This window comes from Sediminihaliea albiluteola, assembly GCF_014077625.1.
GTDB lineage: Bacteria > Pseudomonadota > Gammaproteobacteria > Pseudomonadales > Halieaceae > Sediminihaliea > Sediminihaliea albiluteola.
The window spans coordinates 868,846-894,038 of record NZ_JACFXU010000014.1; the positions used below are offsets into that span (position 1 = coordinate 868,846).

Below are 25,193 nucleotides of genomic sequence, written 5' to 3' on the forward strand. Positions count from 1 at the left end.
GAGCAGCTGTGAAAAACCGCGCCATTATTTCCACCCCCGATGCGCCCGAGGCAATCGGCCCCTACTCCCAGGCCGTTAAAGTTGGCAACACTGTTTGGCTATCAGGCCAGATTCCGCTAGTGCCAGCCACCATGGAAATAGTTGAGGGTGACATTAGCGCTCAGGCGGAACAGGTATTTCGCAACCTAGCTGCTGTAGCAGAGGCCGCCGGCGGCGATCTGAATAAAGCGGTCAAACTGAACATCTCACTGACTGACATGAACGATTTCGCTGCTGTGAATGAAGTTATGGCGCGCTTCCTTGAGCAGCCTTACCCCGCTCGAGCCTGCGTGCAGGTGGCCGCTTTGCCAAGAGGCGTGGCCATTGAAGTCGAGGCTATTCTCGCGCTGTAAGCGTCTACTTGCCCTCTGCGCCACCGAACTTTGCCAATAGCGCCCTGTATCCACTGCGGTAATTGGGGTGACGCAACACATAAGCACTGGCTTTAAGCGCCGCGTTACTGCAGCGCTTATGCCCTTTACTGGCTGCTCTCTCGCTCTTAGGCTTCACACCTAAGTGCTCCGCCAGCCACTGCTCCACCTCGTATTGAGGTACCACAGCATCATCGACACAGTTGAAGCACTGCCTAGGGCTTTCACCCTGCTCCACTTGCTCTATTAGATGCTGTAAAAAGCCCACCACGTCCTCACGGTGAATTCTATTGCTGTAGCGCAGCGGTTCCGCTGCGCACAACTCACCTGCCGCGATACGGGACAGTAAACGGCTATTCGCTGCGCCGTAAATTCCGCCACAGCGCAATATCAGGGCACGCTGCGCTGACTCCAGTAGCAAGTTTTCCGCTGCTACAATGGCCGCCGCCGCAGGCTCAACCGTGTCCACGGCACTGTCTTCATCGACCCAAGCGCCCTCTTGCTCGGCATACACTCGAGTGCTCGATACCATCAATATCGCTTTCGGCCGGTGCCCACCAAGACCTTGCAGAACATGCTCTGTGGCCTGTAAAAAACCTCTGCGATAGCCCGCCGCATCGCGTCCGAGCGGCTTTAAGGTAGTGATGAGATAGTCCGGCGCCAAGTCTTCCAATACAGATAAGGCGCCAGGCTCAGTATAATCCACCGAGTAGCCTGCAATCCCCGCCGGCAGAGCCGCTGTGTTGCGCCGCAAAGCAGTAAAGTGCCAGTCCTGCGCTAAACTTGCTTGCAAGCGCAAACCCAAATCACCGCAACCGAGCACCGCCACATGCCGCGAAGCGGCTTTAGACTTATGCTGTTTTGCTTCCATCAAAATTCTCCAATTCCATTATTAGCTGCATTCGATGTTCTACACCGGCGGCCGATCTCGTTACACTAGGGAGTTGTTACTGTGTCATTGAGCCAGTGTATCAGCCGATGACTGTTAGCAAGCGAGGCTTAAGGCCACTTTTATCTTTCTCTGTGCCAGCTCGCTGGCTAGCCATCAACTTTGAGAACAACAGTTAGTGAGCACGACAGTACTGCCACAATTAGAGCTAAAGTCGCTGCGCGGTGTAGGTCCTAAGCTAGCGGAGAAGCTATCTGACTACGGCGTGCGAAGCGTTGAAGATCTGCTGTTTCACCTTCCTCTACGCTATCAGGACCGAACTCGCATTACGCCCATCGCCGCGCTGCAGATGAACAGTGAAGCAGTGATTGAAGGTGAAATACGCGCCGCCGATATTGTGTTCGGCCGTCGGCGCAGTCTCGTTGCTCGTCTACAGGATGGCAGCGGTACCATCACACTGCGCTTTTTCCACTTTTCCGCGGCGCAAAAAAATAAGCTCAGCCCCGGTAGTAGGATACGCTGTTTCGGTAGTGTACGGCGCGGCAGCAGTGGTCTGGAAATGTTTCACCCAGAGTACAGCCATTGCGAGTCAGCAGAGCCTGTAGTCGAGGAGCGCCTGACCGCGATCTACCCCAGCACCACAGGAATTAGTCAGAAGCAATGGCGCAGTCTCTGCGCTCAAGCCTTAACGCTATTAGCGCGCAACGCACCCACTGACCTATTACCGGCCCAATACAACTATGGCTTTAGCCTCATCGAAGCGCTCGATTATCTACACAAACCACCGCCAGACGCAGCTCTAGGCTTACTGCAGGAGGGTCGACACCCAGCGCAACTGCGCTTGGCGATGGAAGAACTCGTCGCCCACCACTTAGCCCTACTGCGCTTACGCAGCCAGCAACAGAGTGTCGAATCTCCAGCTCTGCCACAATGCCCAGAGAGCCACCAGGCTTTACTGAAAGCACTGCCTTTCCAGCCAACGGCAGCACAGCAACGGGTAATAGCTGAAATTTCCCAAGATATGGCCCAAAGCAAACCTATGCTGCGGCTACTACAGGGCGATGTCGGCTCAGGTAAAACTCTCGTTGCCGCCAGCGCTGCACTACAGGCGATCAGCAACGGCTACCAAGTGGCAGTGATGGCACCCACTGAAATTCTGGCCGAACAACATCGCCAAAACTTCAGTAGCTGGCTGGCGCCACTGGCCATCAGCCCAGCAGTCTTAACGGGGCGGCTTAAAGGTAAGTCACGTGAAGCCTTACTCCAGCAACTTGCCAGCGGTGACATTCAATTAGTGATTGGCACACACGCTCTATTTCAAAGTGACGTGCAGTTTAACAAGCTAGGGCTGGTCGTGGTCGATGAGCAGCACCGCTTTGGTGTGCACCAGCGTCTGTCATTAACTGAAAAAGCCACTGCACGAAGCGGCCGTCCCCACCAGTTGGTCATGACCGCAACACCCATTCCTCGCACACTCTCAATGGTGGCCTATGCCGACTTGGACTGCTCGATTATTGACCAGCTCCCCCCGGGACGACAGGCCGTCAGTACCGCCCTAATTGATGCAGCGCGACGGCAACAAGTGATAGAGCGTATCGCCAGTGCCTGCGCTAGCGGCCGGCAAGCCTACTGGGTCTGTACCCTAGTAGAAGAAAGTGATGTATTGCAGGCACAAGCCGCTGAGTCGACAGCCGCCGAACTCAGAGAAGCTTTACCGCACTTAGGCATAGGCTTGATACACGGCCGCCTACCCAGCAAAGAAAAAGAAGCCGTCATGCAGGCCTTCAAATCTGGTCAGCTAGCCTTATTGGTGGCCACGACCGTGATAGAGGTCGGCGTCGATGTACCTAATGCCAGCCTGATGATCATAGAAAATCCCGAGCGCTTGGGTTTGGCTCAATTGCACCAGCTGCGAGGACGTGTGGGACGAGGCGATACCGCAAGCCACTGCGTGCTGCTGTACCAATCTCCCTTATCTGCCAATGGCAGGGAGCGCCTAAGTGCTATGCGAGAAAGCAACGACGGTTTCTACATTGCCGAAAAGGACCTCGCCCTACGCGGCCCCGGTGAAGTGCTAGGCACCCGCCAAACTGGCGACATCTCCTTTCGGATTGCCAATCTTGAACTCCATGCCGACCTGCTTGAGCAAGCTCAGACTATTGGCAATACACTTCGACAACAGCCAGAGCTAGAACTACACTTGATAAGACGTTGGACCGGCGAAAAGCAGCGCTTTGCTAATGTGTAAAAAAACCAAGGTGAATGTTGTCTTGCGCATTAAAGGGCAGCGCTTACCACCCTAGGCTATTTTTCGCGGACATTAACACTATGGGTCCAAATAAGAATAAACGCCTCTATAACGGACAAACAATCATCACCCTGGGCTTAGGCCTACTGGTTGTTATTGAGCTGGGCCTTTTAGAGTACAAGTATCAGGTAATGAGTGGCGGTGGTTTTTTACAGTCCGCAGCGCTCAATGGACTGCCGGAGAAGGCACTTTTCCTACTGCTGTATCTATTTAGTGTACTCACGCTTTATTGGTTATTTAGCTACTGCTTCATTAGCTTCGCTAAGCGGGCTGGGCAAGAACCCGCACGAGCATCTTTCACTGCCGGCATCTTATTTTTAACAGTCTACGGCGTCGCAGTGCTCGCCTTTTTCCAACTTCACCGTTACCTCGCTGATCATATCGACATGACGATTATCAGTGAAATTGCCGGTGGCAGCTTACAATCCGCCGTATCTTACGCAAGCAACGAACTCGGCCTGTTTATTGCGCCAATCTTAGTCATAGTTATTATCTTTATTCTGCTCTATCGTCGGATTCAACCCGGGACCGGCTTGGGCTACTCTAAACGCCATATTCGCTTGGTCTTGTGTGTTCTATTCACAGTCGGTTTTATCACTGTGCAGTCGGGTGGTAGCTATGCCCTTAAACATAACTTAAGCCGTGCAATTGGTTATGGATGGTTACAAAGCGCCCTGATGAAAGTCACTGATATTGACCGCGATGGAAGCTCTATTTTTAGTGATCCGCCTGATCCGGCGCCTTTCGATAGCTCTATTTTCTGGGGAGCGGTAGAAATCCCCGGCAATCAAATCGATGAAAACGGTCTCGGGGGCGACTTACCGGCTAACTGGGGCCGACAGAACATTAGCGAACAATACAGTCTCAACTCAGCATACCAACACCTTCTCATCATTGTTTCAGAAAGCACCCGTGCCGATATTGTTGGCAAAACAATTGACGGTGTTTTAGTTGCCCCAAATATCACTCAACTGGCACAAACTGGCAGCTTTATGCCACGGGCCTATAGCCACTCTGGTTTTACCGCCACTAGTCTCTACACACTTTTCTCTGGGCGCTACAGCTACCGCGAAGCTAGCCCGAGCCTGTTTGATGAAGCCAAACAGCAGGGCTTCGAAATTTCAATAATTTCTGGTCAGGATGAGAGCTGGGGTGGCCTAGATCAAAAGTTAAATACGCGCCAACATGCCGACTTTTTCTACGACCCTCAGGAAGACCCAGAAAAACGGGTATTTCCCTCTCGTCTTCCCTCCAGTATTAAACTTGCCGAAGAAGACTTACTAGTGGCATTGAAAGCCCGCCTGAGCGCAGTCGACTGGCAACAACGACAACTGTTTTACCTCAACTTTCAGGCCGGTCACTTTCCCTACTACCACAAAAAAATGACCACCACAGTGATCGATAAGCCGCTTACAAGAGCTCAGATTACTCCGCAAAACGTAGCAGGTTTACGCCGCACTTATTGGAACGCGATGGCCTACATGGACAACTATGTTGGAGAAACCATTGCTGCATTGCAGCAGGCAGGCAAGCTTGATGAGACGCTCATCGTTTTTCTTGGCGACCACGGTGAGTCACTATTTCACGATGGCACTCTGGGCCATGGTCAGACCATTAACAGTGAGCAGCTACAAATACCCTTGGTATTTTCCGCGTCTGGACTGGATTTTAAAAAGCCAGTGGGCTTGTACGATTTGGCGTCTTGGTTGCGCGCTTTTATCAATGACCCTAGCCAGCCTTTCACTAAGCGGGGCGATTGTGTACTGATGTATACAGGGCCATTCAAAAAGCCGGGGCAAATTGGCCAACTATGCGGCGCCGACCAAGCCCCCTTAGTGTATACCGTGCGCCAAAACCAATTTAGCGGCTCCGGCCCAATCAGCGAACAACAAAAATTAGAACTCATTCATCGGTGGGAAACTGCGGTTTATCAAATGGATCAGCCTGTCAATTAAGCAGGCTTACAGGCAACAGCAACTGTGCACAGCAGCGTGATCAGTCACTCCCTTGCGTGGCGGCAATTAAGCTAAGCATATCCTGCAAATATTCCGAGCCCAGTGATTCCAGCAAGGCAATATTTTTTGCCGGGATACCAGCCACATTGGGGTAGGCAGCCACCATACGCGTCACCATGGCCTCTCTCAGTAAGTGCAGGGTCGGCCAAGGTGAGCGATTACTGTAATTACTGGCGGCATCTGCAGCTTCGCCCTCAAAGCGATACTGAGGATGAAAGCTAGCCAGCTGTATCACCCCCAGTAAACCCGCACTCTCGAGCAGATACTGGGCATCATCAAGAAAATCGAGATAATCATCAAAATCTGCCAAGGCGCGATTAAACACCAGCAAGGTAGTGGCAATTTCACTTTCGCTGCTGGACTGCAGGCGGTCTAGCTCATTGAGAAATGCCTGTTGCAGGCCCTCATTAGTATCGGCATCGCAAACAGCAATGCGCAGACTCGGGGAGTCGAGGAAAGGGCGGGCGAAGGGGCATAGGTTCATCGCCACAACGCAGCGTGATAACCACGCCCGAGTCTGCGCTTGAGCATGCTCGGGCGTGACTAAGCTCGACATCAGCCGATGATCGGAGGCAGTTCTTTCTGCAGCGCTAGCTTGGCTTTAGTTGCCTCGCCAGTCAGCGCAAAGCCTAGTAAGTTGCCGCTGCTATCGCGGTACTCGGCCTGCACATTATTACCATCTGCCTGCACAGTCCACTCACCTCGAGCACCCGCGGCTGGCGGCGCTACCACCACCGGACACGCCGGTGTTTTGATGGTTACCGGCATAGCGGGGTACTGAACTTCCGTCGGTTCGCCAGCCAGTGTTTTACCCAGTGCACGGGCCGCGGCCATCAGCGGCGCTACATAGACCAGCACGTGGCCATCAACTTCAGCGCAGTCGCCTAGGGCGTATACATTAGGCGCGCTCGTTTCCAACAAACGGTTGGTGACGATACCGCGATTGGTCTGCAGGCCAGAAGCTTGTGCCAAATCGATACGTGGGCGCACACCGACAGCCGATAGCACTAAGTCAGCGCTAATTGTCTCACCGGTGTTGAGGCTCACCGTCACCCCTACATCGGCCTTATTAACGGCTGTTACTAGCGGGCCAAAGTGGAATTTCGCACCACTGGCTTGCAGTGCCGCCTGCACCGCCTTACCGGCTACTTCAGGCAGCAGCGTCGGCAAACAATGGGCCAGAGGATCAACCACCTCTATCTCAAAGCCACCATTGAGCAGGTCATTAGTAAATTCACTGCCGATCAGGCCGCCACCAATGATGCAGACCTTCTTCACATTGTTTTGGCTGATTGCGCTGCGGAAGTCATCGTAGTCCAGCAGGTCGTTGACTGAATAAACGCGATCCAGACCATCGCCTTCAATGGGTGGCTGAATAACCTGGGCCCCAACTGCCAGCACCAACTTGCCATAGTGGATCGAGGTCTCGGCATTGCCGATCTTGATGACTTGCTTGTCCGTGTCAATTTCACTGACTTCCGTCATGGTCCAGACACTGGCTTTAAGCTGTTTGGCCATGGAGCCCGCATCCTGCTGGGCTAAGTCATCAGCGCTGGTGTTTTTAGTAAAGCCAGTGGATAACATTGGCTTGGAGTAGGAGCGGCCATCATCTGAAGTAATCAGGATCAGCGGAGTATCGCTATCGTGCTTGCGAAACTCTCGCGCCAGCCCATAGCCGGCCAAACCAGTACCCAAGATGATGACTGGGTCTTGCTTGGTATCGACCGCTGCCTCGTCATGGTGAGGCACCTCATCGACCTCTTCTTCTTCGAGCAGCTCAAAGTCTTCTTTACCGACACCACAATCCGGGCACAGCCAGTCTTCTGGCACATCTTCCCACTTGGTACCCGGCGCAATGCCGTCGTCGGGCCAGCCCTCTTTTTCATCGTAAATTAGGCCACAGACTATGCATTCCCACTTACTCATACTAAAACTCGCTACTATTTCGTTTGTTGGTGAAGCCCGCTGAGCCTTGCCACAGGGCTTTTGGATAGAATTAGAGACGCAACACTATAGAGTTGTATGAAAATTGTGCAAGGTTTTTCCTGCCCTAGCGGGCTGCCTAGGGGCTTAGAGTGGCCTTCCTACTAGAGTTTTGTACCAATCTATACTGACATTGCAGGCCATGCATCTTGCACCAGATCGTGGCTTGCTTCATGCTCGCCCTGCATTCGACTGTGAGAGCCCCCAGTGTCAGGCACACCATCAGCCCCTGATACCGAGCCCCATTGGCGCTCGGCGCAACTTTTTTCCAATGTAGACCTGCCTCAAAAGCAGCGCAGCTGGCTGCTCGATGATGGCTCTCTCACTGAACGCCTGATTACTACCCAAGCGGGCGATTTCACGGTCCAGCGTCTGCGCCAGTCCTGGGCTACTCCCTACCGCTCAGAGCGGAATCTGCTCGGCATTGGCCTTCGACAAAAAGCCTTGATTCGAGAAGTGGCCCTGCAAATCAATGGCCAAGCCGTGGTTTTCGGCCGCAGTATCTTTCCCGCCGCCAGTCTGGCCGGGGAGCTGCGCCACTTGCGTCACTTACAAAACCGGCCATTAGGGGCCATTTTATTCCGCTATCCCAGCATGCAACGCAGTCCTTTTGAGTTGGCTCATATACCGGGGGATAATGATCTCCTGCCGGCCACCCTGCGCCAGGAGCAAGCGGTCTGGGGCCGCCGTTCATGCTTTGACATCAAGGGTAAGCGCTTGCTGGTTAGTGAAGTGTTTCTGTCTGCTTTTCAGCCCTGGCAGGCCCTCCTACCCATTCATCGCAGTCAGCGCGGCAAAGTCAGCGCTGCAATTTTGCGAGCAAAGCAGTAAGCTCTTAGGCTTGTTTCTCCGGCTCCTCTAAGTACTCATGACCAGTGTTTCCAAGGCGCAAGCCCTACTCCAGTTAATTCGTTTTGATAAGCCAATCGGCACCCTGCTATTGCTGTGGCCCACGCTATGGGCCCTGTGGCTGGCAGCTGCTGGCCTGCCCGACCTCGACCTATTGCTTATCTTCTGCCTCGGAACATTTTTGATGCGTTCCGCGGGCTGCATCATCAACGATCTGGCAGATCGCCACTGGGACGGCGGCGTACAGCGCACCGAACAGCGCCCCTTGGTCACTGGCACAGTGAGCGTGTTAGAAGCACGGATTTTCTTCGCTGTACTTTGTCTGGCAGCCTTTGCTTTGGTATTGCTAACCAATACCTTCACTGTCATGCTGTCTTTTGTTGCCGTCGCCCTCACCGCGACCTACCCTTTTATGAAGCGCTATACCCACTGGCCCCAGCTGGTACTTGGCGCCGCTTTTTCTTGGGGTATTCCCATGGCTTTCGCCGCGCAACTGGGTCAGCTACCCGCGGCCCTGTGGTGGGTATTTGCCGCTAACTTGCTCTGGACTATCGTATTTGACACTCAATACGCAATGGTAGACCGCGATGACGACCTCAAATTAGGCATAAAATCCACCGCCGTTCTGTTTGGCCGCTACGACAGGGCCTTTATTGCACTGTTTCAAGCCGCGTGTCTGGGCTGCTTAGTGATGGTCGGGCGAGGCTTTGACTTGGGTGGCTACTACTATGCAGCACTGCTACTAGTGGCCGCTGTATTTATCTATCACCAACGTTTGATCTATAGCCAAGAACGCGCCCCTTGCTTCAAAGCTTTCCTGCACAACACCTGGGTCGGCGCACTGATCTTTGCCGGTATCGCCCTACACTTCGCAGTGGGACAATAGCAACCTTGACTAAGCAAGCCGGCTATTCGATTGAGTTCATCAGCAGCCTAAGCCAAGTTGAGGCAGGCCAGTGGCAAGCCGTTGTCGGTGACGATTACCCTTTTTTACGCTACGAGTTTCTCTACGGCCTTGAAAGCAGTGGCTGCACCACCGCTAAGACTGGCTGGCAGCCCTGCCACGCACTACTGCGCAAGGACAGCAACTTATGTGCTGTGCTACCGCTGTACTTAAAATCTCACTCCTACGGTGAATATGTTTTCGACTGGGCTTGGGCTGATGCCTGGCAACGCCTGGGCTTGGATTATTATCCCAAGTTGCTGTCGGCCATCCCCTTCACCCCCGCCAGCGGCCCGCGCCTGCGTTGCAGCGCAGCAATCACTGAAGACCAAGCCTGGCCCATTTTCATTCAGGCCATCAAAGATTTAGCACAAGAGCGCGGCCTGTCCTCCTGGCATTTATTGTTTCCCGAGCCTGCTACCTCCCAAAAGCTGCAGAGCCTAGGCCTGCCACAGCGCCTAGCCACCCAGTTTCACTGGCTCAACCAAAACTACCAGAGCTTCGATGACTTTCTCGCTACATTTAGCAGCCGCAAACGCAAGTCACTGCGCCGAGAGCGCGCCCGAGTCAGTGAACAGGGCCTCAAACTGCAACGTTTACAGGGCACACAAATCAGCCCCAAGCTGTGGCAACAGTTTCACCGTTTTTATCAACTCACCTATGCCAAGCGCAGTGGTCATGGCGGCTATTTAAGTCGCGAGTTTTTTACTGAAGTTGCCCCGAGCCTTGGCGAGCAAGTGCTGATGGTTGTGGCCGAGCTCAACGGTGAAACGGTCGCCGCCGCCCTGTACTTTCACTCAGGTGATACGCTTTACGGGCGCTACTGGGGCTGTGAGCAGGAGTTTGACTGCCTGCATTTTGAAGCTTGTTACTATCAGGGCATTGAGTACTGTATCGAGCGGGGTTTAAAGCGCTTCGACCCTGGCGCCCAAGGCGAACACAAAATCCAGCGCGGCTTTACGCCGATTTTAACTTACTCCAATCATTGGGTAGCCGAGCCCGAACTGGCGGCAGCGGTGGCTGACTTTACCCGCCGCGAGGCGGTACAAGTAGAGCACTATCGACAACAGGCCGCCGAGTTACTGCCCTTCAAGCGCGGCTCTAACTAGGCTTGGCGCTGCCAAACTAGCAGCCGATTGTTAGCCGGCATGGCATGATCATTTAGCAGCACAAAGCCCGCTGCCTGAGCCAGGGCGTCAACCGCTTCAAAGTCACGGATCGCACTGTCTGGGTGCTGCTGACTCAACCACTGATCAAAGCGCTGATTGCTAGCACTGGTGTAGGCGCCGTGGTAATTGAAAGGCCCATAGACACAGAGCAAAGTGCCCTTGGCCGCGCGACGCCCCAACTCAGCGAAACAAAGCTCTACCGCGGCAAAGGGCATAATGTGGAAGCTATTCGCGCTAAAAACTGCATCCGGTATCGCAAGCGGCCAAGGCTGCTCACAGACATCAAGAGCCACCGGCGGCAGCAGGTTATCGCCAGGGTAGGCATCACAGCGCAGCGACAGTAGGGCTAGGTTGGCCGCCACATCACTGGGCTGCCACTGTAGGTGGGGCATGTGCTGGGCAAACCAACAGGCATGCTGACCTGTTCCGGCCCCCAACTCCAAGACCTTCTGGCTATGGCTAAAATGTTTTTGTAGCCGCTCTAAAATTACCTGCTTGTTGTTTTCGCAGGCCTGAGAAAAAGGCAGATTATCCATACGCTTAAAACCCTTAGGAGCGCATCTCAAAGTCGGAGAAGTCCGGTGAGCGCATGTGCCACCAATAAAACATGGTGGATTTAGGCCAATTATTAACCACTTTGCCCGCGGCGTTTTTATACCAACTATCACAGCTGGCCACCCACACGGTTTTAGCTAGTTCGGCCTGCATCCAGTCATTGTATTCGCGCATCGCCGAGGGCTTGACCGCTAAGCTGCTCAGCTCGTGACTCAGCAGCTTCTCGATACATGACAGCGTATAGTTTACTTGGCGCTCCACCATGAAAATTATGGAATTGCTGCCAAGGTTGGTGTTGGGGCCATAGAGCATAAAGAAGTTAGGAAAGCCCGAAACACATACCCCGCGATAGGCTTCTGCACCATCGGACCAGGCCTCGCGCAATGCAACACCGCCACTGCCAGTAAACTGAACACCAGAAAGCATATCGCTAGTGCGAAAGCCGGTGCCATAAATAATGACATCGACGTCCCGATTTATCCCGTCTTCAGTCTCTATACCATGCTCGGAGAAGGCTTTAATTTCAGAGCACACCAGCTCCACATTATCGCGCGCGAAGGTTTGGTAGTAGTCATCTGAGACCAGCACACGTTTACAGCCAACGGGATAATCAGGGGTCAATTGCTCCCTGAGAGTGGCGTCTTCGAGATGTGCTTTCATATGGCTTTCACACCATTTTTTCCACAGCGGCCGCCAGATGTTTCGCGCTCGCATGATGGGGAAGAAAATGAGTTCATTCTGCAAATACACCGACAGGCGCTGCAATTTTTGTAGCCAAGGGTAACGAGAGTATCGGCGCTTTTGCTCCTCACTATAGGCGTAGTCATTGCGTTTAAGCACATAGTTAGCACTGCGCTGATAGACATAGAGCTGTGATGCTTGCTGTGCCACATGGGGGATAAATTGCAGGGCACTAGCTGCGGTGCCAATCACCGCGACGCGCTTGCCACTTAAGTCAATCTGGTGATTCCAGCGAGCTGAATGGAAGCTGTCACCGCGGTAGGATTCTGCCCCTGGAAAGTCCGGTATGTTAGGCAAGTTCAACTGGCCTAGGCCACTGACCAAGGCGCGAGCCTGGAGGCTCTCACCGCTCTCGAGATGGACCGTCCACAAACCCGCTGCTTCATCAAACTCAGCTGCACACACGGCGGTCGAGAGACGCAGTCGCGGCCGCAGGCCATACTTATCTGCACAGTGCTCAAAATACGCCCGAATCTCATTGTGCGGGGAAAATTTGCGTGACCAGAAGGGGTTGGGTTCAAAGGAGTAACTGTACATCACCGAGGGCACGTCGCAGCAGGCACCTGGATAGCTGTTGTCATACCAGGTGCCGCCTACTCCTGCGGACTTCTCCAGAATCACAAAATCATCAATGCCGCGTTCAAGCAGTTTGATCCCCATACAAAGGCCGGACATACCGGCGCCAATAATCACCACACTATGGGGTTCAACTTTGCTCATCAATGCTGCCTCTTATTGGTCTTATATCTTTTTTATGAATGTTTATGTGTCGCTTTGGTCGCGGGTAAATACTAACTCTCGAGCTGTAGACAGCCTGGCATCGTAGCGATAACCATCAACACGATAATCTTTCAGGTCCTCTACATTGCTGAGCTGTTCCTCAATGATGTAGCGCGCCATTTGGCCTCTGGCCTTTTTGGCGTAAAAACTGATGACTTTATATTTCCCATTTTTAAGATCTTTAAATACTGGCGTAATAACCTCGGCTTCTAAGTGACGAGTTTTTATTGCACGGAAGTACTCTTGGGAAGCCAAATTGACTAAGGTCTTGCTGTCTAGCTTGCGCAACTGCTTATTCAACTGCTTGGTCAGCTCATCGCCCCAAAACTCATATAAGTTTTTGCCACCGCGATTTTCAAATTTAAGCCCCATTTCTAAGCGATAGGGCTGCATCAAGTCGAGCGGGCGCAGCAAGCCATAAAGCCCTGAGAGAATGCGCAAATGCTGCTGCGCAAAGTCAAACTGACTCGCATTCAGGGTATCGGCATCTAGACCGGTATAGACATCTCCGCGAAAAGCCAATAGCGCTTGCTTCGCATTATCCTTGGTGAAAGGCTGAGACCAGTTCATGAAGCGCCGATGGTTAAGCTCAGCAATAGCTTCGCTCACCCCCATCAACTCACGGATATCATCCTGGCTCAGTGCCTGTGCGTCCTCAACTAGCTGCGCCGAGCGCTCAAGAAACTCTGGCTGAGTAGCCTTTTTAATATGAGGAGGAGTATCGAAGTCCAGCGTCTTAGCTGGTGAAATAACTGTTAGCATGAAGTGACCTCAAAGCTGAGCTTGCACAGAAGCTTTCGCGTGATATAACGGGCTATGATACTCTGTGCCCCCTCCGTTGCAAAAGACACATAAGATCAATACACAGATGACGCGCTTGCAGGCTACTGTCCACGCCATCGATCAATTTACCGAGTTCTGCGGCCGCGCCCTTGCTTGGTTAAGCATTGGCATGGCGCTCTTAACTACGCTAGTGGTGATCCTTCGCTACGGCTTTAACATCGGCTCCATTGCCTCTCAAGAAGCCATTACCTACATGCACGGCACGCTTTTTATGCTGGGCAGCGCTTATACCTTGCGCCACGGTGGTCATGTGCGCGTCGATATTTTCTATCGTCGCTTTTCAGCGCAAAGCCAAGCTTGGATCAACAGCCTCGGTGGCATCATCTTTTTACTGCCGCTTTGCGCCTTTCTCTTTGCCATCAGTTGGAATTATGTTGTTGAGTCTTGGAGCATTCGAGAAAGCTCAGCGGAGACCGGCGGAATACCTGCGATATTCTTATTGAAAAGCTTATTGCCTCTTATGGCCGCCTGCCTATTTTTACAAGGCCTAGCTGAAACCCTGCGCAGCGCCGAACAGCTCATCAAAGGACGCTCAGAGTGACCGGCTATATTGCGCTGCTGATGTTTGCTGTGGTGTGCTTAACACTGATGCTGGGCTATCCCGTCGCTTTTACCCTCGCTGGCACAGCCCTGGCTTTCGCTGCCGGAGGCATTATTGCCGGCGTATTTGACCCATCTTTTCTATCGGCCTTACCCGGGCGACTCTTTGGCACGATCAGTAATACTACTCTGATTGCGGTGCCGCTATTTGTGCTAATGGGAGTGGTACTAGAAAAGTCGAAGATAGCCGAAGAGCTACTATCGAGTATGTCCCGTGTCTTTGGCCGAACACGTGGAGGCTTGGGCGTATCGGTTATCGTAGTGGGTATGTTATTGGCCGCCAGTACCGGTATTGTCGGTGCCACCGTGGTCACGATGGGCCTACTGTCTCTGCCAAGTATGCTGCGCGGTGGCTATAGCCCCTCTCTCGCCGCAGGGACCATATGTGCGACAGGCACTCTAGGCCAAATTATTCCCCCATCGATAGCACTGGTGCTACTGGGCGATGTGCTTTCTAATGCTTACCAGCAAGCCCAGTTAAACCTCAATATCTTTAACCCTAAAACGGTTTCAGTGGGCGATTTATTCGTTGCCGCACTGATCCCTGGCTTACTGCTAGTAGCGCTCTATACCGCCTACGTGCTGCTCTACGCTTGGCTCAAGCCCTCTAGCGCACCGCCATCCGATGAAGCACCACTGCCTCTTGCCCAAGTGCTTAGTGGCCTGCTACCGCCTCTATTACTGATCGCTGTAGTGCTCGGCTCGATTCTCGCCGGTGCCGCGACCCCCACCGAAGCTGCCGGTGTGGGCGCAGTTGGCGCCTTGATCCTGGCTTACAGTAAAAGCCAAATGAACCTAGAGCGCCTGCGCGAAGTTGCGCTAGATACCATGAAGGTCACTTCCATGGTCTTTATGATTTTGATCGGCGCGGCAGTATTCTCATTAGTATTTCGCGGTTTTGGTGGTGAAGAGCTGATCCACAGTTTCTTCAATCAGCTTCCTGGCGGAGTCTTTGCCGCCACGCTAGTCGTGATGCTGCTGATTTTCTTGTTGGGATTTATTCTCGATTTTATCGAAATAACCTTTGTGGTAGTGCCTATCGTGGGCCCCATCTTGCTAGCCATGGGCCTCGACCCGATCTGGCTCGGCATCATGATCGCTATTAACCTGCAAACCTCCTTCCTCACGCCGCCTTTTGGGTTTGCCTTGTTTTACTTGCGCGGCGTGGCCCCGGACTCCTTAGCTACCAGTGCTATCTACCGAGGGGTTATACCCTTTATAATCATTCAGTTGCTGGTGCTGACAGCGCTATGGATATGGCCTCCGCTAGCCACCTGGCTGCCAGCCCAACTAAACCATTAACACATTAATATAATTTCCGATCAGGCCCATGCCATGAGTGACATTGATTCAGCACCAATTCCGCAAGGTGAACTTGCTTTACAAACTATTGCCATGCCCAAAGACACTAACGCCACTGGCGATATTTATGGTGGCTGGCTTCTCTCTCAAATGGATCTTGCAGGCGCGATAACTGCCGCTGACGTAGCCGGTGGCCGCGTGGCCACTGTTGCTGTTGACGGCATGGCCTTTTTGACTCCGGTGCACGTCGGCGCCGTAGTGACCTGCTATTGTGATGTGCTGGAAATTGGCCGCAGCTCAATTCGCATAGTGGTTGAGGTGTGGATTAACTCCAAACACGATGGTGAGCCGATAAAAGTCACCGAAGGTGAATTTGTCTTCGTTGCGATTGATGAAAAAGGCCGCACCCGTACCATCAATACCTAATCAGTCTTTACCTTCCGAGGTAAGCACCGCGGGCAGTACCACTTCTCGAGCATTGATGTAGGCCTGCTCTGAAATCTTATGGTAGGCCCGCACATCATCGTAGAAAGCTTTAAACGAGGCATGCACTTTAGCCGCTAAAGGATTTCCGGCTATCAGCTCCTGCATCACCTCTTCGCTGGCTTCAAAAAGTACCTGCAATACGTCATCTGGTAGGCGTCGCAGCTGTACTCCATGCTCATTCACCAGCTCTTGCAGCGCCGTATTGTTACGCGCAGTGAACTCATCGAGCATATCTTGGTTCACTACCCGTGTAGCGTATTTCACAATCGCTTGCAGGTCCGGTGGCAGTGCTTCCAGAGAGGACTTATTAACTAAAAACTCCAGCACTGCGCCGGGCTCATTCCAACCCGGGTAATAGTAGTAAGGCGCTACTTCATAGAGTCCGAGTGCTAAGTCGTTATAGGGCCCCACCCATTCTGCAGCATCGATTACACCTGTTTGCAAAGAGGTGTATACCTCGCCACCGGGAATACGTACCGAGGTGCCCCCTGCCCGCGTAAAGACCTCACCCGCTAGGCCCGGGATACGCATTTTCAAGCCTTTTATATCATCCGCCGAGTTGATTTCATGCCTGAACCAACCCGCCATTTGTACGCCTGAGTTACCGCCAGCAAAAGGAATAACATTGGATGGGGCGTATATTTCACGCCACAACTCTAAGCCGCCGCCGTAATGCAACCAGCCATTAACTTCTTGAGCGGTCATGCCAAAAGGAATAGCAGCGAAAAACACCGCAGCAGGGACTTTACCCTTCCAGTAGTAGGATGCACCGTGCCCCATATCGGCCACCCCCTGGGATACGGCATCAAAGACCTCAAAAGCAGGCACAATTTCTCCGGCGCCATAGACACGGGCGGTGAGCCTTCCGCCACTCATCTCGCTGACCATGCGTGCAAAATTCTCTGGGCCTGAGCCTAGAGCCGGAAAATTTTTGGGCCAGGTGGTGACAATTTTCCAATGATATTGCGCCTGCTGCACAGCGCCATCATCCGAGTAGGCATGTTGCACACCCGCTTCTCGGCCTCGCTCTGTGGCCCATAGGCCAATCACCACTACAAGAGCGCTAACCAACAACAAAATACACAGGTTTGAGTAACGGGTAGTAGAATAATGACTGCTCATAGTTTTGCTTATTGTCCTGCTTGCCCCAGGCTGCTGTTCGCGTCAGCAGAAGATTTTTAGTGGATAGTGCTCACATGAGCTGTAAGTTGGCATACTGCAACACCAGCCACTTACTGCCCTCGGTATCAAAATTAACTTCGACCCGGGCATTATTGCCTCTACCCTCAAAATTTAACACCACACCTTCGCCAAAAATCTGGTGGTAAACCCGCTGACCAAGCACAATTCCTGTATCGGGCACCGAGGTTTGAGACAGGCTGCTCACCGGTTGACTGATAGTATTATTCAACCGCACTTCCTGTAGCAGCTCAGCAGGTATTTCTCGAATAAAGCGCGAAGGGCTATTGTAGGACTCACTGCCATGGATACGGCGAGTCTCGGCATAGGTGATAACTAAGCGCTGCATGGCGCGGGTAATGCCTACGTAACACAGGCGCCGCTCCTCCTCTAGACGGCCGGGCTCTTCTAGGGACATACGATGTGGAAAGAGGTTCTCTTCCATGCCCGCTAAAAACACCAGAGGAAACTCCAAACCCTTGGCCGAGTGCAGAGTCATTAACTGAATGCCATCTTCGTGGGGATCTGCTTGAGCATCGCCGGCATCGAGCGCCGCGTTATCCAAAAACTGTTGCAAAGGTGACAATTCATCGCCCTGAGCTGAAAACTGCTTGGCCGCTGACACCAGCTCCTCAAGGTTCTCTACTCTTGCCTGACCTTTTTCCCCTTTTTCTTTTTTATGAAACTCAAGGACTCCCGAGCCGTGCTGGACATGCTCAACCAGCTCTTCCAGCGCCATATCGTCGGTACCAGAATCCAGCTCATCAATTAAGCTGGTAAAACCCTGCAAAGCCGTCGTTGCTCTAGCTGGCAGGAGTTTTTCCTCACAGGCCATTGCAATCGCTTGCCACAGAGAGACCTCCCGGCTACGGGCCACCTCCCGCACGGTCTCTAAGGTTTTGCTACCAATGCCCCGGGGTGGCGTGTTGATCACCCGTTCGGCTGCCGCATCATCACTGCGATTGACCAGCAGGCGCAGGTACGCCAGCGCGTTGCGAATCTCCAAGCGCTCATAGAAACGTTGCCCGCCATAAATACGATAGGGAATCCCGCTGCGAATCAAGGCCTCTTCTAGTACTCGCGACTGAGCATTAGAGCGATACAAAATAGCCACTGAGCGCCGCTCGTTACCTTCATCTATCCAAGACTGAGCCTGTTCGACAATAAAGCGCGCCTCATCTTGCTCATTAAAGGCGGCATAGAGGGTAATGGGCTCCCCCGCATCACCGTCACTCCACAACTCTTTGCCCAAACGGCCGAAGTTATTGGCTATGACGCCATTGGCAGCTTGCAAAATCGTCTGTGTAGAGCGGTAGTTTTGCTCTAGGCGCACCGTTTGGCAGCCGCTGAAATCTTCGCTAAAGCGCTGAATATTCTCAATTTTAGCGCCGCGCCAGCCGTAGATGGACTGGTCGTCATCACCCACCGCCACTACTGGAATCTGCTTGCCGGCCAAAACCTGCAACCAGGCATACTGAATCGTGTTGGTATCCTGAAACTCATCGACCAATATTTGACGAAAGCGCCCTTGGTAGTGCGCCAATACCGAAGGGCTCTTCAACCACAACTCATGGGCACGCAGTAAGAGCTCGGCAAAATCGACTAGGCCGGAGCGCTCACAGGCCTCTTCATAGGCGCGATAGACTCGCAGCATGGTCTGGGCATACAGGTCGCCATAAGGCGCCTCGATATGGGCCGCACGCAGACCTTCATCTTTCTGAGCATTGATGTAATACAGCGCCTGTTTGGGAGGCCAGCGAGACTCATCCAGGGCCAATTCACGACAGACCCGCTTCACCAAGCGCAGCTGATCATCCGAATCTAAAATCTGAAAGTTCTGCGGCAGGCCGGACTCTTTCCAATGCGCCTTAAGCAGCCGGTGGGCTAGGCCATGAAAAGTCCCCACCCACATCCCATGTGCCGGGATATGCAGCATATCTTCAATACGCTGCCGCATCTCTTTGGCCGCTTTATTGGTAAAAGTCACTGCCAAAATGGAATAGGGGGAGTAAGCCTGGGCCTTGATTAGCCAGGCGATACGATGCACCAACACGCGTGTCTTGCCGCTACCTGCTCCAGCCAATACCAATAGGTTGGGGCTTTCAGAGGCCACGGCTTCGCGTTGGGCGTCATTTAGGGGGGAAAGAATATCTGATACGTCCATCGCCGCATTCTACCTAAATTCCCGCCCTAGCTCACCGTTGTCTGTGCGATCTTCTCGCGAGCTGTATAATGTGGGCACCCTTGCAACGAATGTGGCGCTATTGGTGACCAATACAAGCAGATCAGTTCTTCGCGACATCGACTCTGAACTCGAGCAGCTGCGGCGCTCCGAGCGCAAAGTGGCTGAGCTAGTACTCGCCGATCCTCAGCGGGTTATTCATATGCGCATCGTTGATCTGGCCGCTGCCGCCGAGGTCAGTGAACCTACCGTGGTGCGCTTCTGTCGCGCGATTGGCTGCAAAGGCTTCCAAAACTTCAAACTAGCACTGGCCCAATCCCTGGCCCAAAGTCCCAATCAAGAGCCCTTTGTGCTCAGCGAGCTCGATACTGCTCGTGACTACACCTATAAAGTTTTCGACGCCACCATGGAAACTTTGGCACAGGTGCGACACACCCTCGACCCCGACGCTATTGAAGTGGCGGTAGATGCGCTGTGCAATGCACGGCGGGTGGAGTTTTATGGTTTTGGCGCCTCCAGCCCTGTCGCAATTGACGCCCAGCACAAATTCTTCCGCCTACAAATTGCCAGCGCTGCTCTCTCAGACCCCCATATTCAAGCGATGTCTGCGATGTCCTTAACACCTGATGATGTGGTTGTGGCAATCTCACAGTCTGGACGCAGTACAGCGCTACTTGAAGCTATGGATTATGCGCGCGAATCGGGCGCTGTCATTATCGGCCTCGCACCAGCAGACACCCCAGTAATAGCTCGCGCGACCATTCCAATTCCTATTGATGTTGAGTCGCCGCATGAAGACAGTTATACACCACTGCCCTCACGCATTGCCCACCTGACGGTAATCGATATACTCGCAGTGGGAGTATCGAAAATGAAAGGCGATGAAGTAAACCGGCACTTAAACAAGCTCAACCGCGGTCTGCAATCACTGCGCAGCCACGACTAAAGCGCTAGCCAATAGCAAAGCTGGCCGATTTCGGACAGCACTGCCTTCCTTTGATAGTATCTCAAACATATTTCAGGGCATTTTTAGGCGCAGACTATGCACAACGACCGCAGCGATAATACCAACCCTTTTGCTTCGCGCAACACGCCCCAAGCTGAAGAAAAAACACCCTGGGAACTTGGCGACCCTATCCCAGAAGACGAGTTTTCTGCGGACGAGCGCAGGGATCCTAGCTTTGACTCTTATGACGATGAGGATGATGAATTCGACTATGACTCTGAGTCTTTGCAGGATGATGATGAAGGTCTGCTCTCTGACTGGGAAGAGGACGAAGAGGACAGCGACGAAGAATCCAAGTTTTTTGACTCTTGGCCTGTCGGCCTTTTAGCCATTGCAGCTGTCGCGGTACTGCTCTTAGCGATTGGTGGCTTAGGGGTTATGCAGGAGCGCGCCTCACTGCAGGACCGAATTGACGACCTGCAATCACAGCTCGCACTGGCCGCCGACCCCAAGCAACTGGAAACAGAGCGCGAGGCGCGACTTGAATCGCTAGAAAAGCAACGCGAGCTAAATCGTCAGATTCAGCAACTTGAACTGGAAAACCGCCGCCTTGAGGATACGGTTCGCGGCTTTGAGCAACAACTTGAAGCCCAACAAGCCGCCGCTAGTAAAGCGGCCAGCCAAGCTGAAAGCAGCACTGCGGCCGCGGTCCAAAAACCGGCAAAACAACCCTTAGCAAGCAGCAGCTCTGAGGGTGACTGGTTTGTGAACTTTGGCTCCTATCGCCAGCGCTCAGACGCCGAGCGCTGGGCCGGACGGCTCAAGCCCTCAGCCGGTAAAGTTGTCGTTATTGCGGCACCTGGTGGCGAGCTATTTCGAGTGCGCATTATTGGCCTAGGAGACAAAAGCGCAGCCCAAAGCGTAGCTACTAAGCTAGAATCCGAGTTCGGCTTATCTAAGCTTTGGGTGGGTCAACAGTAGGCTTGGCAGCACGCAGCAGGGCTGTTAATGTGCGCTATCCTAATTTTAAAAAGGACTGTGTTATGAACAAACTTTCCTGTGCAATCGCAGCACTGCTACTCTCGAGCACCGCGGCAATGGCCGAGTGCACTAAGCCAGAACAACCTCAGTTGCCCGATGGTGCTACTGCTAAAATGGAAGACATGCTAGCTGGACAGCAAGCTGTCAAAACCTTCCAGGCCAGCAACGTTGAGTACATGAAGTGCTTAGAAGAAGCTTTCTCTAGTGCCGAAGCAACAGTGAAGGAAGGTAAAGCAGACAAAGCCACTATTGAAGCGGCTAAGAAGAGTTACGCTGAAGCTGTCGAAGCCTACAACGCAGCGGTATCCTCCGAAGAAGCCGTTGCCGGACAATTCAATACTGAAGTTCGCGAATTCAAAGCTGCTAACCCCAATTAATAGCTACAGCGCGCAACTACAGAGTTGCGCGCTGCCCTTCTTTGCCGCTTAGGCTTCCTCTAATTTAGGGTTGGGTCCGTAAGCGTTGTCCCCTTCTTCACTGTCGAAGCAGTAAAACACCAGCAGAACTATCCAGCCGATTACTGGTACTAAACCTATCAGTAGCCACCAGCCACTGCGCCCTGTGTCGTGTAGACGACGGAAGGCCACCGCTATACTAGGTAAGAACACGCCCAGCATATACAAACCTTGTAGTACTCCCGTAGCGCCCTCAGCTCCCCTCAGGCCAAGTACTCCGTCGACAAAACTCAAGACCACCGAGATCAAAAAGTTAATCAGCACGAACATCCAAAACTCAACACGTCGTGCCCGCCCCGAAAAGCCTAGGTAATTTTTAAGAACTTTTAGGTACCACTCCATAGCAAAATCCTCTTTTATTTATTTATCTGCAGTAAACTGCTACCAAGTATAATGACAAAAGACAGTACTTAAACCTAGTACTAATGTAAGCCAGCCGGACTAGCGATTAAACACTAGACCAAGCCGCTATACTGGTCAAAGCCAGTAGGCATATATCCACAACAGCAGCACTGCTAGTGTATATCCTCTTGTTGTAAGCGCAGCATTGTTCTACTGTCGATAGTCCTTCTCAGGCGCTTTTCTACGATAGCAGCTATATTCTGAGTGAGGCATCACAGGAGCTAGCTATGAGCAATACTCGCATTGAAACCGACAGCATGGGCCAGCTAGAGGTGCCTGAAGCTGCGCTATACGGCGCCCAAACCCAGCGCGCTGTTAATAATTTTCCTATCAGTGGTCGACGCCTGCCCCAGCGCTTTATTCGCGCCCTGTTATTGATTAAACAAGCTGCTGCCACAGCCAACGTGAAGCTCGGGGAACTCGACAGTGAAATCGGCAGCGCTATCGTCAAAGCTGTACAGCACTTACAACAAGACCCTGAGTTGATGTCGCATTTTCCTGTAGATGTATTTCAAACAGGCTCAGGCACCAGCTCAAATATGAATGCCAACGAAGTCATCGCCAGCCTAGCTAGCCAACAGCGGGGCGCAGCGGTTCACCCTAACGATCACGTCAATCGCGGGCAGAGCAGCAACGATGTGATTCCCACCGCTATTCACCTGAGCGCTATTCTGGCATTAGAGGACTTACTTAAACCCGCCTTAGAGCACTTAGTAAGGGTTATTGAGGACAAAGCTCAGACTGTCCACAGCTCAATAAAAACCGGCCGCACCCACCTAATGGATGCCATGCCCGTGCGCATGAGCGATAGTTTGTCTGCCTGGGCAACGCAGATGCAGCAGAATATAGCGCGGATCAAGCAAGCAGAAGGTGATTTACGCCAACTGGCACAGGGCGGCACAGCGGTAGGCAGCGGCATTAACGCACACCCGCAATTTGCCCAGCAGTTCTGTCTAGAGCTATCAGAGCTATGCCAGACAAAGCTCAGTCCCAGTGATGATTTTTTTGCCGCTATTAGCTCGCAAGATGCCGCTGTTGCGCTATCAGGTCAACTGCGCTGCACTGCAGTATCCTTGACTAAAATCGCCAATGATTTGCGCTGGATGAACTCTGGCCCTCTTGCTGGTATTGGGGAAATCGAACTACAAGCTCTTCAACCTGGTTCATCCATCATGCCGGGCAAAGTCAATCCAGTACTACCCGAAGCCGCAGCAATGGTGGCCGCTCAAGTTATTGGAAACGATGCCAGCATTGCCATAGCGGGTCAGTCCGGCAACTTTGAGCTGAATGTGATGTTGCCACTTATTGCAGATCGGCTCATGGACAGTATTGAGCTTTTAGCCAACACCAGTGTACTGCTTGCCGATAAAGCCATCGCCACCTTCACTGTCAACGATGAGACACTGAAACGGGCCCTCGCGCGCAACCCCATTTTGGTCACCGCTCTCAACCCGGTCATCGGTTACCAGAAGGCTGCGGCCATCGCTAAACAGGCTTATCAAGAAGGCCGGCCAATCATTGATGTGGCAGAAGAACACAGCGGACTATCGCGGGATCAGCTCAAGCACTTACTAGACCCCGCCACACTAGCTGACGGCAGTAGACACTGAGACCCAACTGGCAGGCAGCTTACAAGTACCACTGCCTGCCTAGCAAACACTGCTTAGTCAGTATCCTGCTCGATTTTGCTGCGCCCATCGGACTCTGCAGGCATCTGTAACAACTCTAAAATAACCGGATCATCTGGGTTTTCTAAGTAAGCGAAAACGGTGTCCTTGTTCCATCTTTTATACCAGATTGGCTCATAGCCGGCGCTGCGCAGTTTCTCTATCCAGTGATCGGTATCATCAACCCGAAAACGCAAGTGATGTAAGCCTTCTCGGCCTGACTGGATGAACTCGCTGTGTGGGCCTTCGCCACTGCAGCACTCAATGAACTCAATCTCCATGTCACCACTGCTGCCAAAGGCCAGCTTTAATGAGGTATCGGCTTGCTTACCACGAAAGGTGGCGTCGCTTACCACTGACTCCTCCATCAGTACAAAAGGGCCAAATACCGCATCGTAACGACGTGTCCACTCTTCTAAATCCTTTACCACAAAGCCTATTTGGTCTATGGGAGGTAATCCCAAACGCTCTACTGTTTCCTTATGCATCGCTTTCTCCTTATTAAATAGTCCCTTGTGCTAAGGGATGCGAACATCCTGGGCTAATTAGCCCAACAAACTAAAAGTGATTAATAAACTGCTTGGCAAATTGCTCCATAGCGCGTTTTTTATCGTCCAGTGACGAGGTTTTACCCAGCGTAAAGTAAAATGGCAGACTGACACCTGCGCTCATACCCTGATCATGCAGGCGCTTTAGTGTGTCTAGTTTTAGCGGCTCATTCAGGCCGACGATAGTCTCAAATGCTTCTTTCTCTCTCCCAGCTTCTTTGCGCAGCTGCTGAATGGTAGACATAATTCCGGGCACCTCATCAGCACTATTACCAGCACCAATCCAGCCGTCACCGCGTAAGGTGGCGCGCTTTAGTGCCGCCAAATTGCCCCCTCCAACATAGATAGGTACCCGCTGTTCTGGCGCAGGCTCAATCTGAAGTCGGGGAAAATCATAAAATGGCCCATGGTGCTCAACCATACCGCCATCCCAGAGTTTGTGCATCACATCAATCATATCGTCCATGCGCTTACCGCGTTCACGGAACTCAACACCATAGATATCAAACTCATCTTTCATCCAACCGGCGCCAATACCAAGCGCAAAACGATTGCCACTGAAAATGGATAGGGAGCCGGCAGCCTTAGCAACTTCGAAAGGGTTGCGCAGTGGCAAGACATAGACCGAGGTAGAAAACTTTAAACGTGTGGTAGCCGCTGCCATAAACGCTATGCTGACCCAGCAATCCGGATAGGGCGAGTCGGCTGTCATCGGTGGTTTGCCGTCTTCAGAGTAGGGATAGCGCGCCTCCACTTGCTCCGGGAACACCGCATGATCAGCGTTTAGCACTCCTTCAAAACCCATCTCCTCAGCAAAAGCTGCAACGGGAACCAATTGCTCTGCTTCCATCCAAGAAACCGACTGCCAGAACTTCATAAACACCTCTGTGTTGTAACAAC

24 protein-coding genes are annotated in these 25,193 nt (G+C 52.6%); 13 read left to right on the forward strand and 11 right to left on the reverse strand.

Annotation, left to right across the window (positions count from 1 at the left end):
- Positions 1-8 precede the first annotated feature (8 nt).
- Positions 9-392 (forward strand): RidA family protein, encoded by a 384-nt coding sequence (locus H2508_RS10870; RefSeq protein ID WP_182173148.1) that lies wholly within the window; start codon positions 9-11, stop codon positions 390-392.
- 4 nt (positions 393-396) lie between these two features.
- Here the strand turns inward: H2508_RS10870 and H2508_RS10875 are convergent, their stop codons facing one another.
- Positions 397-1,281 (reverse strand): Rossmann-fold NAD(P)-binding domain-containing protein, encoded by an 885-nt coding sequence (locus tag H2508_RS10875; protein ID WP_182173151.1) that lies wholly within the window; start codon positions 1,279-1,281, stop codon positions 397-399.
- A 196-nt stretch (positions 1,282-1,477) separates the two neighbouring features.
- Between H2508_RS10875 and recG the strand changes: the two genes are divergently transcribed.
- Together recG and H2508_RS10885 are read left to right on the forward strand one after the other, a co-directional pair.
- Complete coding sequence (recG, locus tag H2508_RS10880; protein WP_182173154.1) at positions 1,478-3,547, forward strand: ATP-dependent DNA helicase RecG; 2,070 nt, start codon at positions 1,478-1,480, stop codon at positions 3,545-3,547.
- Positions 3,548-3,627: 80 nt separating this feature from the next.
- On the forward strand, positions 3,628-5,562 hold the full coding sequence (locus tag H2508_RS10885; protein WP_182173157.1) for a sulfatase-like hydrolase/transferase: 1,935 nt from the start codon (positions 3,628-3,630) through the stop codon (positions 5,560-5,562).
- A 40-nt stretch (positions 5,563-5,602) separates the two neighbouring features.
- Here H2508_RS10885 and H2508_RS10890 read toward each other — a convergent pair whose 3' ends face one another.
- Positions 5,603-6,178: a DUF1415 domain-containing protein gene (locus H2508_RS10890; RefSeq protein ID WP_182173160.1), complete on the reverse strand. Its 576-nt coding sequence runs from the start codon at positions 6,176-6,178 to the stop codon at positions 5,603-5,605.
- Positions 6,178-7,548, reverse strand: a complete 1,371-nt coding sequence (locus tag H2508_RS10895; protein ID WP_182173163.1) for an FAD-dependent oxidoreductase — start codon at positions 7,546-7,548, stop codon at positions 6,178-6,180. The genes H2508_RS10890 and H2508_RS10895 overlap by 1 nt, the downstream gene beginning before the upstream one ends.
- 264 nt (positions 7,549-7,812) lie before the next feature.
- Here H2508_RS10895 and H2508_RS10900 point away from each other — a divergent pair, with 264 nt between their 5' ends.
- Genes H2508_RS10900 through H2508_RS10910 form a run of 3 tightly spaced genes read left to right on the forward strand, consistent with a single transcriptional unit; the run spans position 7,813 to position 10,506 of the window.
- On the forward strand, positions 7,813-8,436 hold the full coding sequence (locus H2508_RS10900; protein ID WP_182173166.1) for a chorismate--pyruvate lyase family protein: 624 nt from the start codon (positions 7,813-7,815) through the stop codon (positions 8,434-8,436).
- Between the two features lie 37 nt (positions 8,437-8,473).
- Positions 8,474-9,340: a 4-hydroxybenzoate octaprenyltransferase gene (gene ubiA / locus H2508_RS10905; RefSeq protein WP_182173169.1), complete on the forward strand. Its 867-nt coding sequence runs from the start codon at positions 8,474-8,476 to the stop codon at positions 9,338-9,340.
- A gap of 5 nt (positions 9,341-9,345) precedes the next feature.
- The gene (locus H2508_RS10910) at positions 9,346-10,506 is read left to right on the forward strand and encodes a GNAT family N-acetyltransferase (protein ID WP_220463691.1); all 1,161 of its coding nucleotides are present in this window, start codon (positions 9,346-9,348) and stop codon (positions 10,504-10,506) included.
- Here the strand turns inward: H2508_RS10910 and H2508_RS10915 are convergent.
- The 3 genes from H2508_RS10915 to yaaA are packed head-to-tail and all read right to left on the reverse strand — an operon-like array spanning position 10,503 to position 13,404.
- On the reverse strand, positions 10,503-11,102 hold the full coding sequence (locus H2508_RS10915; RefSeq protein ID WP_182173172.1) for a DUF938 domain-containing protein: 600 nt from the start codon (positions 11,100-11,102) through the stop codon (positions 10,503-10,505). The genes H2508_RS10910 and H2508_RS10915 overlap by 4 nt on opposite strands.
- A 13-nt stretch (positions 11,103-11,115) precedes the next feature.
- Positions 11,116-12,582, reverse strand: a complete 1,467-nt coding sequence (locus H2508_RS10920; RefSeq protein ID WP_182173175.1) for a flavin-containing monooxygenase — start codon at positions 12,580-12,582, stop codon at positions 11,116-11,118.
- Between the two features lie 42 nt (positions 12,583-12,624).
- On the reverse strand, positions 12,625-13,404 hold the full coding sequence (gene yaaA, locus H2508_RS10925) for a peroxide stress protein YaaA (RefSeq protein ID WP_182173178.1): 780 nt from the start codon (positions 13,402-13,404) through the stop codon (positions 12,625-12,627).
- A 106-nt stretch (positions 13,405-13,510) separates the two neighbouring features.
- On the opposite strand from yaaA, the gene H2508_RS10930 reads away from it, so the two are divergent.
- The 3 genes from H2508_RS10930 to H2508_RS10940 are packed head-to-tail and all read left to right on the forward strand — an operon-like array spanning position 13,511 to position 15,813.
- Complete coding sequence (locus H2508_RS10930) at positions 13,511-14,026, forward strand: TRAP transporter small permease subunit (protein ID WP_182173181.1); 516 nt, start codon at positions 13,511-13,513, stop codon at positions 14,024-14,026.
- Positions 14,023-15,387 (forward strand): TRAP transporter large permease, encoded by a 1,365-nt coding sequence (locus H2508_RS10935; protein WP_182173184.1) that lies wholly within the window; start codon positions 14,023-14,025, stop codon positions 15,385-15,387. Before H2508_RS10930 ends, H2508_RS10935 begins: the two co-directional genes overlap by 4 nt.
- A 33-nt stretch (positions 15,388-15,420) precedes the next feature.
- Positions 15,421-15,813: an acyl-CoA thioesterase gene (locus H2508_RS10940; protein ID WP_182173187.1), complete on the forward strand. Its 393-nt coding sequence runs from the start codon at positions 15,421-15,423 to the stop codon at positions 15,811-15,813.
- Here the strand turns inward: H2508_RS10940 and H2508_RS10945 are convergent, their stop codons facing one another.
- Both H2508_RS10945 and uvrD read right to left on the reverse strand, forming a co-directional pair.
- Positions 15,814-16,995, reverse strand: a complete 1,182-nt coding sequence (locus H2508_RS10945; protein ID WP_182173190.1) for a TRAP transporter substrate-binding protein — start codon at positions 16,993-16,995, stop codon at positions 15,814-15,816.
- A gap of 70 nt (positions 16,996-17,065) precedes the next feature.
- A complete protein-coding gene (uvrD, locus tag H2508_RS10950) occupies positions 17,066-19,216 on the reverse strand; it encodes a DNA helicase II (protein ID WP_182173193.1) in 2,151 nt (716 codons plus the stop codon).
- 103 nt (positions 19,217-19,319) lie between these two features.
- Between uvrD and H2508_RS10955 the strand changes: the two genes are divergently transcribed.
- From H2508_RS10955 to H2508_RS10965, 3 genes are all read left to right on the forward strand, one after another.
- Positions 19,320-20,180: an SIS domain-containing protein gene (locus H2508_RS10955; RefSeq protein ID WP_182173196.1), complete on the forward strand. Its 861-nt coding sequence runs from the start codon at positions 19,320-19,322 to the stop codon at positions 20,178-20,180.
- A gap of 96 nt (positions 20,181-20,276) precedes the next feature.
- A complete protein-coding gene (locus tag H2508_RS10960; protein ID WP_182173199.1) occupies positions 20,277-21,161 on the forward strand; it encodes an SPOR domain-containing protein in 885 nt (294 codons plus the stop codon).
- Between the two features lie 62 nt (positions 21,162-21,223).
- Entirely contained in the window at positions 21,224-21,598 is a 375-nt protein-coding gene (locus H2508_RS10965) for a hypothetical protein (protein ID WP_182173202.1), read from the forward strand.
- A gap of 48 nt (positions 21,599-21,646) precedes the next feature.
- On the opposite strand, the gene H2508_RS10970 is transcribed toward H2508_RS10965, so the two are convergent.
- Positions 21,647-22,018: a DUF805 domain-containing protein gene (locus H2508_RS10970; RefSeq protein ID WP_182173205.1), complete on the reverse strand. Its 372-nt coding sequence runs from the start codon at positions 22,016-22,018 to the stop codon at positions 21,647-21,649.
- Positions 22,019-22,305: 287 nt separating this feature from the next.
- On the opposite strand from H2508_RS10970, the gene H2508_RS10975 reads away from it, so the two are divergent.
- On the forward strand, positions 22,306-23,688 hold the full coding sequence (locus tag H2508_RS10975; RefSeq protein ID WP_182173208.1) for a class II fumarate hydratase: 1,383 nt from the start codon (positions 22,306-22,308) through the stop codon (positions 23,686-23,688).
- Between the two features lie 53 nt (positions 23,689-23,741).
- Here H2508_RS10975 and H2508_RS10980 read toward each other — a convergent pair whose 3' ends face one another.
- Complete coding sequence (locus H2508_RS10980; RefSeq protein WP_182173211.1) at positions 23,742-24,233, reverse strand: VOC family protein; 492 nt, start codon at positions 24,231-24,233, stop codon at positions 23,742-23,744.
- 70 nt (positions 24,234-24,303) lie between these two features.
- Positions 24,304-25,170: a TIGR03619 family F420-dependent LLM class oxidoreductase gene (locus H2508_RS10985; RefSeq protein WP_182173213.1), complete on the reverse strand. Its 867-nt coding sequence runs from the start codon at positions 25,168-25,170 to the stop codon at positions 24,304-24,306.
- Between the last annotated feature and the right edge of the window lie 23 nt (positions 25,171-25,193).